The sequence below is a fragment of the Algoriphagus boritolerans DSM 17298 = JCM 18970 genome, from assembly GCF_900108085.1.
GTDB lineage: Bacteria > Bacteroidota > Bacteroidia > Cytophagales > Cyclobacteriaceae > Algoriphagus > Algoriphagus boritolerans.
The window spans coordinates 1-13754 of sequence record NZ_FNVR01000050.1; the positions used below are offsets into that span (position 1 = coordinate 1).

At 43.5% G+C, this 13754-nt stretch carries 9 protein-coding genes; 2 read left to right on the forward strand and 7 right to left on the reverse strand.

Annotated elements, in window-relative coordinates; translation table 11 throughout:
- Positions 1–322, forward strand: a 322-nt coding sequence (locus tag C4S61_RS21000; RefSeq protein WP_456151144.1) for a hypothetical protein, incomplete at its 5' end; no start/stop codon positions are given.
- Positions 323–1088: 766 nt separating this feature from the next.
- On the opposite strand, the gene C4S61_RS21015 is transcribed toward C4S61_RS21000, so the two are convergent.
- The 3 genes from C4S61_RS21015 to C4S61_RS21025 form a co-directional block, all read right to left on the reverse strand.
- A complete protein-coding gene (locus C4S61_RS21015) occupies positions 1089–1871 on the reverse strand; it encodes an NIPSNAP family protein (RefSeq protein WP_103926748.1) in 783 nt (260 codons plus the stop codon).
- Positions 1872–2042: 171 nt separating this feature from the next.
- The gene (locus C4S61_RS21020; protein WP_103926749.1) at positions 2043–4376 is read right to left on the reverse strand and encodes a M1 family metallopeptidase; all 2334 of its coding nucleotides are present in this window, start codon (positions 4374–4376) and stop codon (positions 2043–2045) included.
- Between the two features lie 80 nt (positions 4377–4456).
- A complete protein-coding gene (locus C4S61_RS21025; RefSeq protein WP_103926750.1) occupies positions 4457–5035 on the reverse strand; it encodes a HupE/UreJ family protein in 579 nt (192 codons plus the stop codon).
- An 83-nt stretch (positions 5036–5118) separates the two neighbouring features.
- Here C4S61_RS21025 and C4S61_RS21030 point away from each other — a divergent pair, with 83 nt between their 5' ends.
- Positions 5119–5610 (forward strand): DUF6702 family protein, encoded by a 492-nt coding sequence (locus C4S61_RS21030; protein WP_103926751.1) that lies wholly within the window; start codon positions 5119–5121, stop codon positions 5608–5610.
- Between the two features lie 201 nt (positions 5611–5811).
- On the opposite strand, the gene C4S61_RS21035 is transcribed toward C4S61_RS21030, so the two are convergent.
- The 4 genes from C4S61_RS21035 to C4S61_RS21050 form a co-directional block, all read right to left on the reverse strand.
- Positions 5812–6453, reverse strand: coding sequence for a 4'-phosphopantetheinyl transferase family protein (locus C4S61_RS21035; RefSeq protein ID WP_103926752.1), 642 nt, complete (start codon positions 6451–6453; stop codon positions 5812–5814).
- Positions 6454–6459: 6 nt separating this feature from the next.
- A complete protein-coding gene (locus C4S61_RS21040; RefSeq protein ID WP_103926753.1) occupies positions 6460–7854 on the reverse strand; it encodes an MATE family efflux transporter in 1395 nt (464 codons plus the stop codon).
- The gene (locus tag C4S61_RS21045) at positions 7854–10277 is read right to left on the reverse strand and encodes a TonB-dependent receptor domain-containing protein (protein ID WP_160111293.1); all 2424 of its coding nucleotides are present in this window, start codon (positions 10275–10277) and stop codon (positions 7854–7856) included. The genes C4S61_RS21040 and C4S61_RS21045 overlap by 1 nt, the downstream gene beginning before the upstream one ends.
- Before the next feature lie 45 nt (positions 10278–10322).
- Positions 10323–13754 (reverse strand): non-ribosomal peptide synthetase (locus tag C4S61_RS21050; RefSeq protein ID WP_103926755.1); only part of this gene is annotated, 3432 nt, incomplete at its 5' end.

The following is a 13754-nucleotide window of genomic DNA, read 5'->3' on the forward strand; positions in this document are numbered from 1 at the left end:
TATTCTGGGATGCGGAGAAGCTCAGGTCAGAACCCAGCAAGCCTGTGAAAAGGTCCCCGCATTCCTCACTGCCGTTTATTCCATGCTTCTGCTGGCCGCAGCAACTGCCAAAAACCAAGTCCTACCCCGGCCAAAGTGGTATAAATCAGAAAAATCAGTCCGTACTACCACTGGCGACATCCTCAATCAATTCAGAGCATTAAACTGGTCCTACACCGCAAAAATCAATTTCTCCGACTTCGTCAAGATTCAAAAAAAACTGCAAACCCTCAAAAAATCAGATAATCCTATCCTAGCCGCATTGTTTCAAGCCAGAAATTAGCCAAACTTGAGGCCAGGGGTTTTAACCCCTGGATAGGAGAATTCCATTCATCCCTGCGCTGGCGCACCATTTTTATTAAGAACAGGAATGCAAATGCCAGCGCAACAAGATAAATTTCATTTGAGAAGACAAAGACTTTCACGACAAAGGAAAGAACTGAGAAAATCTAAAGCTTTTTGGTTTTTAGCCGCAAAGGACACGAAGGAGCGCAAAGGATTTTTTACCACAAAGTTCACTGATAAGAAGAGGTGCAGGGATTTGGAATTGAACTGAACTTCAAAGATTACTGGCTCGTGTGGCTTTTTTCAAGGTCGAAGAGAGTTCGCTTCGCCCTATTATGACCACGGAGTGGTCGAACCATGAATAGCCCTAGGTGTGGTTGGTTAGCGAAGTGAAACCAACCATACCTAGGGAAAAGGAAGTTAACAACGGGGACGACAACCCCGAAGTGGGTTGAACTGGTAAAGAATCTAGAAAAATGTTCATAAATCAGCCGAGTCATTTTTTAGCCGCTAAAGCCGCCAAGACTTTGCGTCTTTCCGTCTTTGCGAGATTTTTTTTGTGAATAGGATGGGGTTGAGGATTGACTATTTTCTCGCAAAAGACACGCAAAAGAGATTTTTTTAACAACATAGAAACATAGGGAAACATAGCTTTCTTTTTCTCAAAGTACTTATTATGCTTTCTATGTAGTCGTAAAAAGAATCCTTCCAGGAACATTGAAATTTGAATCAAAAAAGGCCGACAATTGCCAGCCTTTTTTGATTTAGAAATCTGAATAATCAGTGGGATACAAAAGCCGCTGATCATTTCGGTTCATGATATTCTGATATTCAGGCATCACCTTCATTCTGTCCCAGTCTGGATCAGTTCCAAATGCTTTCCAATGCGCATCCCGTGATTCCATGTTGGTAAACGTGGTCATGTACATCAGATTGGGCATATTTGCCCCAGCGATCACTTCACCATAAAAAACCGGATTGAAATCCAACTTGGTGAAAATGTCCATTTCACCGGAGTTGAACATTTTGACTTTTTGCTTGTAAAGCTTCTCCGTTTGGCTCTCATAGCTTCGCAATTCATACACTCTGTCTTTCTTTGGTCCTGTCACTTTTGACTCGGTAAAGCGAGGTTGTCCAGTGAATGCTTGCATAAATACAGTTTCGATTCGCTTGTAGGGGGGATTGTCGTGCGGTGCATTGATGTAAGCTGATCCAGCAGTCTGATAAATTTGGTCTTTGCCGAGCTTTCCTTCCATTTTGGAATAGGCTTTTATGGAAGAATACGGGATGAATAGGTATACTTTTTTCCTCGCATCGGGCTGAGAGGAGACGGGTTTGAAAACTCCGACTTTGGCTACGCCATTTCTGTGAAGTGCAGGTAAGAGGGCTTTCTCAAGGTAGGAGTCCAATTGACTTTCCTGGCTGGCATTTTCAATGTGGTACGTTCGAAGTTCATAGAAATCTCTTTTTCCCTGAGCAAAAGATGTAGTCGTCAGAATGGCAGAAAAGAGCAGTAAGAGAATCTGTGATAGGGTTTTTGATTGCATGGCAATAGGTTTTTAGGGTTGATTGCTATTAGGAAATCCTAATTTAATCCAAAAAAGTGCGAGTTATTTTCCGTCTGTGGATTAGGGTTGGTTTTAAATGAATTTCTAAAAAACCTGACAGGTCTGAACCACAAAAAAAGCCCCGAAGGAATTTCCCTCGGGGCATGATTATTACTTTCTGTTTTGAGCTCTTTTCATCGGATTATCTCCTGTAGAAGCGCCTCTTGCACCACCTATGCTTTTGAACATCTCAAATCGCGTCGGCTGATATTGTCTCGGCCAGTAGTTGCTGCTTTCGTCGATATCGGCTGTTTCACGCTTGGGATCAAGCACGAAGCGCACCACTTCCTTTTGCTTCGCAAAAACTTTGGTCACCTGCGTTTCATTTTTTCTCCAAATCTCAGCAGGAATTCGCTCGATCTCCGAAGTGCCATCTGCATAGTGGAACTCGATGATCAATGGCATCACCAATCCTCCCACGTTTCTGAAAGTCATCTCATAGAAGTTCATGTTGCTGTTGAAGACTTCTTTTTCCCGCTCGCTCAGACTTGCCACGAAAGTCTTGTATTTGGCATCATCCTCTGGAGTAACTGCAAATCGATTGTAGCTGTTGTAGAAGTCGCGGGTTTTTGGATCCGCTTCCAAAACGGTCTGTGGTACATCCGTTTTGTTGAATTCACGGGTGATGTAGTCTTCTTCCCGGTCGTAAGCAGCTTGCGCTTCGGCAGCACGCTCAGCGGGAGGTCTGTTGTCCAGCTTATACCAAGAGACATTCTCGATCGAAATATCCACCGGATCTGTACCGTAGAACCAACCTCTCCAGAACCAATCCAAGTCAACAGCAGAAGCGTCTTCCATCGTTCTGAACAGATCATCAGGAGTCGGATGCTTAAACATCCATCTTCTTGCGTACTCCTTGAAGGCATAGTCGAAAAGCTCGCGTCCCATGACCGTTTCACGCAGGATATTCAGGGCAGTAGCCGGCTTTGCATAGGCATTTGGACCAAACTGAATGATGTTTTCAGAATTGGTCATGATCGGCTCAAGTGTGTTCTTTTCACTTCTCATGTAAGGAACAATCTTATGCGCTGGACCCCGACGGGAAGGGTAATCTCTGTCCCATTCCTGCTCAGCCATGAATTGCATAAAGGTGTTCAATCCCTCATCCATCCAAGTCCACTGTCGCTCGTCTGAGTTGACAATCATCGGGAAAAAGTTGTGACCGACTTCGTGGATTATGACGCCAATCATGCCGTATTTCACTGCCTCTGAATAGGTACCGTCGGCATCCGGACGACCATAGTTGAAGCAGATCATCGGATACTCCATGCCGTTGCTTGCTTCTACGGAGATGGCTGTTGGGTATGGATAGTCGAAAGTATGGGAAGAGTAAGATTTGATCGTATGCGCGACTACTTTGGTGGAATATTGTTCCCAAAGTGGATTGCCTTCCTTGCCGTAATAGGACATTGCCATGACGTCTTTTTCCCCTTGCTTCACAGCCATAGCATCCCAGATGAATTTTCTGGAAGAAGTCCAGGCAAAGTCACGGACATTTTCAGCTTTGTAGATCCAAGTCTTTTTGCCGGAGGCTTTCTTCTTTTCCAAAGCTTCTGCTTCCGCCTGAGTTCGGATGATTACCGGCTCGTCGTAAGTCTGCTTGGCTTTGTTCCATCTTTCCAATTCTGTTGCAGAAAGCACTTCTTCAGGATTCTGAAGTACTCCGGTAGCTCCCACCATGTGGTCGGCTGGAACAGTAATTCGAACTTCATAGTCACCAAAGGTCAGGGCAAATTCTCCGGAACCAAGGAATTGCTTGTTTTGCCAGCCCTGAAAGTCTGAATAAACCGCCATTCTTGGGAACCACTCCGCCATGGTATAAAGGTAGTTGCCGTCTTTTGGAAAAAACTCATAGCCCGGTCGTCCGCCGATAAAGCCCATCCGGTCGTGGATGTTGAAGCTCCAGTCGATGGAAAAGCTGAAACTTTCACCTGCTTTCAGGGGCTGAGGCAGATCGACACGCATCATGGTTTTATTGATGGCCACGTTAAGTGGATTGCCGGAAGCATCCTTGATGGATGCGATTTTCAGATCGTAGTCATCCGAATGCCAGAGGATTCCTTCCAGCTGACGAAGGCTCATTTGAGAATTGATGCTGGATTCGGTCACTTTAGGCGTGTCAGAATCCTTGCTTCGGTTATTCTGATCGAGTTGGATCCAGAGGTAAGTCAACTGATCGGGAGAATTGTTGATGTAGGTGACGGTTTCGGTGCCTTTGATGGACTGATTGTCATCATTGAGCTCCACATCAATCACATAGTTGGCTTGCTGCTGCCAGTACATGTGCCCGGGAGCACCTGAGGCAGTGCGATAGACGTTGGGTGTACGGAGCATTGTGCCCAGCTGCTCAAACCGTACCGCGTGATTTTGCTCAGCTTCCTGAGCCACTAAAGGAGAAACTCCAGCTAAGGCAAAACCTGTAATAGCGAGTAATTTTTTTATCATAATCTTCTTAGCCTAATTTGATTTCTAATAAACGAATTCAAAGTCAAACAGAAAAGTATTCTGTTTTTGGTGGTAAATTTTTACCAAAATTTGGTTTCCAGCATCAGCATACAAGCAATACCCAAGACAAAAGCCGACACGATCAGCGTCCATTCTTTTCGATTGACCCCGGCTAGGTTGACTAAGGAAGTCAAAAGCAAAAAGGAAGCGACGATCACAATCTGACCTACTTCCAGCCCGATGTTGAATGCCAGAAGAGGTTGCCAGATACTGGTTTCCTTGCCGAGTAATTCTTTCAGGTAATTGGAAAAACCAAGGCCATGAATCAATCCGAAGAAGATGGCGAGGAGGTAATTGGCTTGGATTCCTTTTCCACTATTGGGTTTTGGTTTGAAAATCGTGAGTAGTGCAGTAATTGCAATCGTCACAGGTATCAAAAACTCAATTACATCAGCTCTTATTTGAATGACATTGAATGTGGCTAAAGCCAAAGTAAGGGAATGTCCGATAGTAAATGCGGTGACTAGGATTAGGATTTTCTTCCAATCTCTAGCCACGTAAACCGCACAAAGTGCCAAAACAAAAAGGATATGATCAAAGCCCTGAATATCCAGTATGTGCTGTAATCCGAGTTTGAAATACAATTGAAATGAACTCATAGGTAGGGATGGATGCCGCTAAAGAACTAAATTGCGACGAAAATACAGGTAAAATCCCACAAAAGGGGCAAAGCTCTGACTAAATGCAACAACTTTACATTTTCGCGATTTTATTTATTTGGAAGTCAGTTTTTCATCCATTTTTCATTAGTCTGACTGAAATGCGGTTTAATCCGGAAAGCGAACGAATGGAGATCGCGCAGAAGATTTTTTGGGATGATTTGGAAGTTGCTTTGGGTAATGAATTTGATGAAAAAGTGGATTTTCTCAATCCCAAAGACAAGGCAAAGCTGGAGGATCAACTCAAGCACTACTTACTGAAGCATAACCAAGTAACAGTAAATGGAAAAGTCTTAACCTTGAATTACCTGGGCTACGAAATAGAGGAAGATGCGGCTTGGTTTTACCTCGAATCCTCATCGACAGAGGTGCCAAAATCAGTTGAGGTGAAGAATACGATTCTACTCGATGACTTCAACGGTCAGCAAAATATTGTCCATGTGTACCATCAGTCCAAGTCTCCCCGGAGTTTGCTGTTGGGAAAAGGGGAGGAAAAGGGGAAGATTGAGTTTTAGATTTGAGAAGCAAAAGCCAAGAAGCGAGAAAAAAAGCCGCCAGAAATCAATCTGACGGCTTTTTACATCGGACATCGGTCACCCGTTATCGGACATCACAGTTTTTTAAATATGCTTATAAAGCTATTGGCATTGGAGATTCGGATCATAGATTACTCAGATTTTTTCAACCTTTTAGTTTGAATAAAATTCTTAGTTTTATCAGAGGAAGAAGTCTTGACAAATTACCTCCTGAGAATCGAGTTTTTGGTCAGTGGCAAGGTGGCAAATGTAGCATGGATGAAGTTTTATCTCCTGTAAATGCCAGCCGGTACCTGCTATCTTTGCTTTCGAATTGCAAACTTTTAATAGATTCAAAGGAATACTCAATCCTCTACCATCGGCTTTGATCACGGCTTCATTTTGGGTCCAAAATTTTAGAAATTCCCGGTTGGGATCTTTGGCAAGGTGTATTTGCTCCCATTCTTTTTCTGACATATAGTCTTGAAAAGGAGCAAAATCGAATTCGACAAGTTGTTCTACATCAATTCCTAGTTGACAAGTTTCACTCATAGCACAGACAACCATATTTCCCGAATGAGAAATACTGAATGAAAGCGGTTCATTTACTTCAGGTCGGTGGTGGGGGTTGTAAACGATCTGATCAAGAATGTCTGAAATACCAAAATTGCTAGCGGCACATTGATTCAACATGACCTTTCCCAACAGAGAATTCGTTTTGTCTTCCCACTTTCGGAATCGGGTTACTTTTTCTTGCATTTGGAGTGGCAATTGATTCAAATAGCCCTCAAAGACCTTTTTATCAAGCGGTTCTTTCAAAAAAGCAAAGCTGATGTAAACCATAAATCCTCAAATAAAAGTGTCAACCACATTTTTACTTTCAGATTTTACAAGTCTAAAAAATCGATTGGTTAAAAGAACGGCATTTGCCGATAAGCCCGCAATCAACCCTGCCCATAAACCTGAAACTCCCCAGTCCATTTGGAAGGCAAATACATATCCAAAGGGAATTCCAATCAGCCAATAGGCTACTAAGCCTAGGTAAGCAGGAACTTTGACGTCCTGAATTCCTCTCAAAATCCCTGCTGAGGTTGCTTGAAGGGCATCGGTAAGCTGAAAAATTGCAGCCATTAAAAGGACCATTTTTGCAAACTCAATTACAGCCGATTCGCTGACAAACAAATACGGTAAATAGTTGAATCCCAACAGTAAAAGGAGAGAAAATACTGCTCCTATCACCCCTGCAATAATCAGCGTAGATCGTCCAATAGATTTAACTAAAGTCCAATCATTTTTCCCGAAGTAGAATGCAACGCGGATAGTACCTGCTGTACATATTCCCATGGAAATCATAAAAGTAAGGGACGAAATATAAAGTCCTATTTGGTGTGCTGCTTGCTGTTGAGCCCCTAGCCAGCCTGCCATTACACCTGAAAACGCAAAAGCCCCATTTTCTAAAGAGAATTGAATGCCAGAAGGAATCCCAATTCGAAAAATGTCTTTTACCATCGCATAGTCCACTTTAAAGGCACTATGTAGCTCTTGTCTATGGTCAGCAAAACTTTTTGAGGTAGCTACATAATAAATAAAAGCAATCAAAATAATCACCTGAGTCAATAAGGTTCCATATCCGGCACCATTGAGTCCTAGGGCAGGCAGACCCCAGTTTCCAAATATCAACAGGTAATTAAGAAACACATTGATCGGTAGAGCGATCAGATTAATGATCATTACCATTTTTGTTTTTCCCAACCCTTCAGAAAAATTAGTGAGCGCCACAAATAAAGCCACAGGGATTAATCTCCATCCGATAATTACCAAATATTCCTCCGCAAGGAGTGCTACCTCCTCGTCTTGGCCAAGTTGGTACACAACCTCACTTCCAAAATAAAAGAGCAAAGCCAAGACCAAGGCAAATAATCCTCCTACAATCATTCCATTCACCAGTAGCTTAAGTGGTGATCGAAAGTCTGATTTTCCTAGTGCAGAAGAAACAAGTGGCGAAAGTGCCATAGGTAGTGCCATACATAGGATGACGGGGATCGTGGCAATATTGATGACTAAGGATGCAGCAGCCAATTGATTGCTATGGATAGAGCCTACCATAATCCCGTCAATGATCGGCAGGAGGATTTGGGTCAGGTTGCTCAAAATAATCGGCCAACCCAAGTTCATGGTTAATTGGACCTCTTCCTTGAAGGATTTTGGCGGGGCTGAAAACTCAATACTTGTGGATGGTTCCATTAGTTAGTCCTAGATTTTTCCTCATCCACACCTGTGTCTCTAGCTCTTGAGGACTTCAGCTTGATATTTCCAAACTTATAGCTAAAAGACACCAAGAATCTGCGTGTATCTTCAATTCTGCGTTGATCGACAGTGATTAATGAGGAGCTGACTAATTGAGGTAAATAGTTTGTTTTGAAAATATCTGATACTCCTATGGTAAAAGATCCTCTATCGTTCCATAGTGATTTTTGAGCCCCGATGTCTACTGTCCAAATAGTACCGGTCTTATACACTCCGAGCAAGGTGGGTGAATTATAAAATCCGGATAATTCTATGTTCCATGATTTAGGAAGTGAAAAGGTGTTTTGTAGTGATAGACTCATAGAGGTTGTTTCTGCATCAAAACTTGTATTCAGGGTGTCAAATTTATTTTGCACATAAAATCCTGTTACCGTACCATAGACTTCCCACCATTCTGAAACAGTGAGTGGAGCACTGATATTCAGTGTAAGTTGAGCTTGTTTATCCAGATTTACAGAGGTACCTAAACTTCTATTATCATCAAGTGGTAGATACAGATCTCCAAATAGGTTTTTAATCTGATTATAGGTTAAAGAGGAAGTCACAGTAGATTTGTAGGTATGCCCGATTGTTATGTTTGTGGCGTACTCAGGGAGTAAGAAAGGATTGCCCTGCTCTAAATAAAACTCATTGAGTAAAAATTGAAAAGGATTTAAACTCTTATAATTAGGGCGGTTAATTCTTCGGTTGGCTCCAAAAGACCAATCATGATTTTCATTAGGGAGGTAGCTAAAACTTACACTAGGGAAAAAGTTCAAATAATTACGCTCAAACAAGTCGCTTTCAAACGACTGTTGAGTTTGTAGGTTACCTTTTGTTTGGGTGTATTCTGCTCGCAAACCGGTAACGAGTTTATATTTTTCTCCCCAATTAATCTTGTATGAGGTATATGCTGCAGTTACATTTTCGGAATAAGAAAAATCATTGGACCGCTCTGGGTCTAGAATCAAATTATCTTCTTCAGCTCGGAAAAACTCGAACGTATTGTCAGATTGAATATCGGTAAATTTCATTCCCAAACTCAAATTACCTTGACCTAGCGCAAATTCTGTGTCCGCCTTTATCGATTTGATATCGATTACGGTAGGGGCATTGGTGATATATAAGTTTTCTGTAATTATAGTACTCCCTGAAGGATCAAGTATTTGGTTAGGCTGGCGATTATTCAGGCTATTATCAAAATAGGCATAATCTGCATCGACGTTGAAAAATGTACCATTTTCATTTTGGAAGCGATAATTCAAATTAAAAGACAGATCGGTGCGAGTGACCAAATTATTGCTTTCTGCCATTAGCAAACCATCTATACCAGACGAACTGGCAAAGGTCGCACGGTCAGCTATATCCAAGGACCCATCAAGAAAACTTCCATTGGCCAAAAAACCAATTACACTTTTTGGTGATATATTGAAATCTATTCCAGTTTGGAAAGCATGCCGATTGAGGGCGAGGTCACCTTTAGCCACCAAGTCTATGACTAGGTCTCTTTGCTGGGTTAAAAAGTCCTCATCGTAAGGATTTTGGTATTTATTATAACTATACGAGCCAAAGACGTTTAGTAAGTTGTTTCTGTAGTTACCAGAAAGTGAGGTGTTGTATCGAGACTTATTTCCAATGGAGTAACCTGAACTAAACGAGCCATTTGATCCCAGGTCTGAGTTTTTCTTTAATACGATATTGATTACCCCTGAAGTGCCAACTGCGTCATATTGAGCCCCCGGCTCAGTGATTAATTCGATGGATTCAATCTGATCGGTTTGGATGGTTTGCAAATACGCAGTAAGATCGGAACCCGATACGGGCAGTATTTTTCCATTGAGAGCTACTATAGCGCCGGTTCTGCCCATCAATCTGATATTTCCAGCATTGTCTATAAGTACATTTGGTGTTTTTCTTAGTATTTCCAATGTACTTATCCCGACTGTATTGATGCTTTGAGCTACGTTAAATGTGATCTGACCTTGTTTAACCTCAAGAATGGGAACATCTCCTTGGACTACTACTTCATCGAGTGTTTCTCCTCCATTTTCCAGCCTTACTTCCTTCCAAGTCAATTCTTGATTTGGAGCCAAATCAAATTTATCGCTCAAATAGGATTGAAACCCTACGAAGCTGATTTTCATCCAATAACTACCTAACTCTAGTCCAGGCAGGATAAACTTCCCCTGGTCATCTGTGAACCCAACTTTTACCAAGCTTGAATCATTTGCCGCATAGAGTGCAACATTGGCAAATGGAAGTGGAAGGGTTTCCTTGTCTACCACTCTTCCTGTTATAGTAGAAGAAGATTGTTGCGCTTCAACCGAGTTGATCGATATGATCAGGAAGAAAACGTTTAAAATAATTAGGCACTTTTTCATGGGCTGTGGAGTCATATATTCCGATAAAAATTTTTCTTGTGAGATTTACTTTATTTCTAAATGCTCTTTTTTGGTACTTGACTTGGAGTTCATTTCAAATAGAAACTCGTCTCTGCTATTCCCACCTGCAAGAATTGCGTTGATTGCTTTTGCCAAATAGGCAACATTAGGCTCGATCATCATACTGATATGGTCTCCCGGCGTCTCTTCGATTTGCAATGGTGAATTCATCACAGATGACCAACCGAGACATCTTGGCACCTCAGAATTTTCCGGTTCTGTTTCTTCCGCCTTAAAGAGAATGGTTTTTTGTTTAGTCTTTGTCGGCTTATAATTCATTCTGCTATTTATTCCGATGACCTTTGCCCACCTTTTGATTTCTTCTTGGGAAAAATTGGCAGGTACCAATCCTTTGGAAATCGCCCATTGGTTAACTTTTTCGTATTGATCTGTTCGATCTATAAAGGCAAGGTTTTCTTTTATCTCTGAAAGATTTAATTCGGGGTTATAGTAAGCTATAAGTCTTTCTAAAAGTAGTAGGAGGTCGTTAAGGTCTAGGTCTTCGGAATGAATAGAGAATCCTTCTCTTCGCTCAAGAATAGTAGGAGAGTAGGAATCAAATAATCCAAGGAATACTACCTTCTCACCCTGTTGCCTCAATTGATTGGCCATTTCTACGACGACCCAGCCTCCCATGGAATGCCCAGCTAAAAGATAGGGGCCTGTGGGCTGGATTTTTTTCATTAGCTGAATATTGAATTCAGCCATCGCTTCAATAGACGTTAAGGGTTCCTCTCCGTCAAATAAACCTACACTTTGGAAGCCATACACAGGCTGATTCTCTCTCAAGGCTTTGGCCAATTCGATTAAATAATAGCATTTGCCTTCTACCCCAGGAGCAATGAACAATGGAGTCTTTGTCCCTTTGGGTTGTAGTGGGATCAAAGATGATTCAGCTTGGTTCCCATCTGTTTTCATTTCATTTAGGAACTCTGATTGCGACCTGACTGAGGTTCGTTGAAAGATTTCTTGAATCGGTAATTTCTTTTTGAAATGCTTTTGAATCTCCGAGATTAGAGAAATGGCCTTTAATGAGTTGCCACCAAGTGTAAAGAAATCATCTTCAATTCCAATTCCGGCAGGATTTATACCTAAAACACGTGACCAGATTTTAACTATGTCATTTTCTTGTTTGGTACTAGGTGGTGTGATTTTATTTCCTGAACGGATCTCAATCTCGGGCTCAGGCAATTCATTTCGGTCTATCTTGCCTGAAGGACTCAACGGAAGTTTCTCCATAGCCACATATCGGGCAGGGATCATAAAGTCGGGCAGGGTCTGGCCAAGGAATCTTCTGAGTTCATCCACGGTCTTCTCTGTTTCAGAGACGTAATAGGCACAGAGGTATTTTTCATCCTGGTGATCCTGACGGACGGTGACGGCAGCCTCCGGGATAGCACTCTCAGAAAACAGCGCACTTTCGATCTCTCCCAGCTCGATCCGGAATCCCCGGATCTTCACCTGTTGGTCAATCCTGCCCAGGTATTCGATCTCACCTGTGGGAAGCCATCTGGCCAAATCGCCAGAACGGTACATTCGGGCTCCTGGATTGAAGGGATCTTCAACGAACTTTTCTGCCGTCAGGTCAGGCCGGTTGTGGTAGCCACGGGCCACTCCTGCTCCGCCTATATAAAGCTCTCCGGGAATACCTATTGGCAACTGATTCCCCTGAGCATCCAAAATATAAGTTTTGTAGTTGGGCAGCGGTCTTCCGATGGTGACCCGGTCAGAACCTTTCTGTACTTTCCCCATTGTCGCACAGACGGTAATCTCTGTCGGGCCGTAAGCGTTGATCAGATTTTTGGCTGCGTCCCATTTTTCTGCAATGGTGATCGGGAGAGATTCACCTGCACTGAGCACCGTGTGAAGCAAAGGCAGCTGATGAGGATCCATGTGATTCAGCACAATTGGGGTGAGAACCGCCATCGTAACTCGCTGCTGAATCATGGTTTGGATAATCGAAGGACCTGGCATTAAATCTTCTTTGGAAGCGATCACCAGCCCTGACCCGGAGGCCAAAGCCAGTAGTATTTCAAAAACAGAAGCGTCAAAGCTGGAGGAAGCGAACTGCAGGACCCGGTCGGTAGGCATTACCCCGAGAGAATGCTGTTGTGCAAGAGCGAGATTGACTGCATTGCCGTGCTCCAGCATCACCCCTTTGGGTTTACCGGTAGTTCCCGAAGTATAGATCATGTATGCCAAGCCATCGGCTTTGCTCAGTGCAGAAGGGTTAGTCTCTTGATATCCGGCTAAAACCTCTTCCAGTCCCTCTTTGCTGACCGGTTGAACTGGCAGTTCCATACATACCTCCTCCAACATTGGAAGCAGGGAGTTTTGGGTTAGGATAAGTTCCAGACCGGAATCCCCGATCATATAAGCCAACCTGTCCGCCGGATAGGACGGGTCCAGAGGCACATAGGCTCCTCCAGCCTTCCAAACGGCGAGTATGGAGATGATGAGTTCGGGAGATCGGTCCAGACAGATACCCACTTTACGCTCTGCACCGATGCCGCAGGATCTGAGGTAATGGGCGAGCCGGTTGGCTTTTTGATTCAGCTCTGAATAACTCAGCTCCTGTTCCTCAAACACCAGGGCGGTATTGTCCGGATATTCCAGCACTTTTTGCTCAAAAAGCTGGTGAACCAAGGCGGTTTGCGGTACAGGAACAACCGTGCTGTTCCATTTTCTGATCTGCTCGGATTCCTGATCCAGGACGATTGAGAGGTTTTCTACCGGGTTTTCTGGAGCCTGCACCGCCTGAGCGATTAGGTTCAAAAATCGCTCTGCGAGGAGTGTCATGCTTTCCCCGCTAAACAGGGCCGCGGCATAGACCAGATCGAAGTTGATCTCCTCTTCCCGTTCAAACCCACTCAGACTCAGATCAAACTTGGCATCGGAGGCTGACTCAGTTTCTTTCAACACGAGACTGCTGTTTCCCAGATGAAGGGTGTCCTCACTTTCCTTGAGCATGGTGAACATGACCCGCACCGCCTGATCGGTCTGTCCCTTTGATCGGAGTTCGGCCACGAGTTCCTCATAGGGATAGGTGTCATTTTCAAAGGCCGAAAGCAGAAGCTGTTTGGAGCGATCCAAAAATGTGGTGAAGGACAGAGAGCCGTCTACCTGATTTTTGACCGGCAGGGTATTGACAAACATGCCGACCATGCTCTCTGTCTCGGGGAGGTTTCTGCCCGATGAGGTAGTGGCGATGACCACCTCCTTGGTCTGGGCGTATTTGCTGATGAGTAGGGAGAATGCCGCATAGAGGAAAATGAAAGGAGTGGTTCCCGATTCCTTGCACTGCTTTTTGATTTCCTGGAAAAGTTCACCTTCGAGTTTGAACGAAAGGGCTGCTCCGTGATGGTCGGGGATGGCAGTACCATGAAAATCCAGCGGCAGCTCCAGAGCAGGGATACC

Excerpts from the sequence above, each read along its gene's own strand:
- C4S61_RS21040 (WP_103926753.1), bottom strand. The coding sequence starts at position 7,854 with ATGGAACCATCCACAAGTATTGAGTTTTCAGCCCCGCCAAAATCCTTC.
- C4S61_RS21020 (WP_103926749.1), bottom strand. The coding sequence starts at position 4,376 with ATGATAAAAAAATTACTCGCTATTACAGGTTTTGCCTTAGCTGGAGTT.
- C4S61_RS21045 (WP_160111293.1), bottom strand. The coding sequence starts at position 10,277 with ATGAAAAAGTGCCTAATTATTTTAAACGTTTTCTTCCTGATCATATCG.
- C4S61_RS21035 (WP_103926752.1), bottom strand. The coding sequence starts at position 6,453 with ATGGTTTACATCAGCTTTGCTTTTTTGAAAGAACCGCTTGATAAAAAG.
- C4S61_RS21030 (WP_103926751.1), top strand. The coding sequence starts at position 5,119 with ATGCAACAACTTTACATTTTCGCGATTTTATTTATTTGGAAGTCAGTT.
- C4S61_RS21025 (WP_103926750.1), bottom strand. The coding sequence starts at position 5,035 with ATGAGTTCATTTCAATTGTATTTCAAACTCGGATTACAGCACATACTG.
- C4S61_RS21015 (WP_103926748.1), bottom strand. The coding sequence starts at position 1,871 with ATGCAATCAAAAACCCTATCACAGATTCTCTTACTGCTCTTTTCTGCC.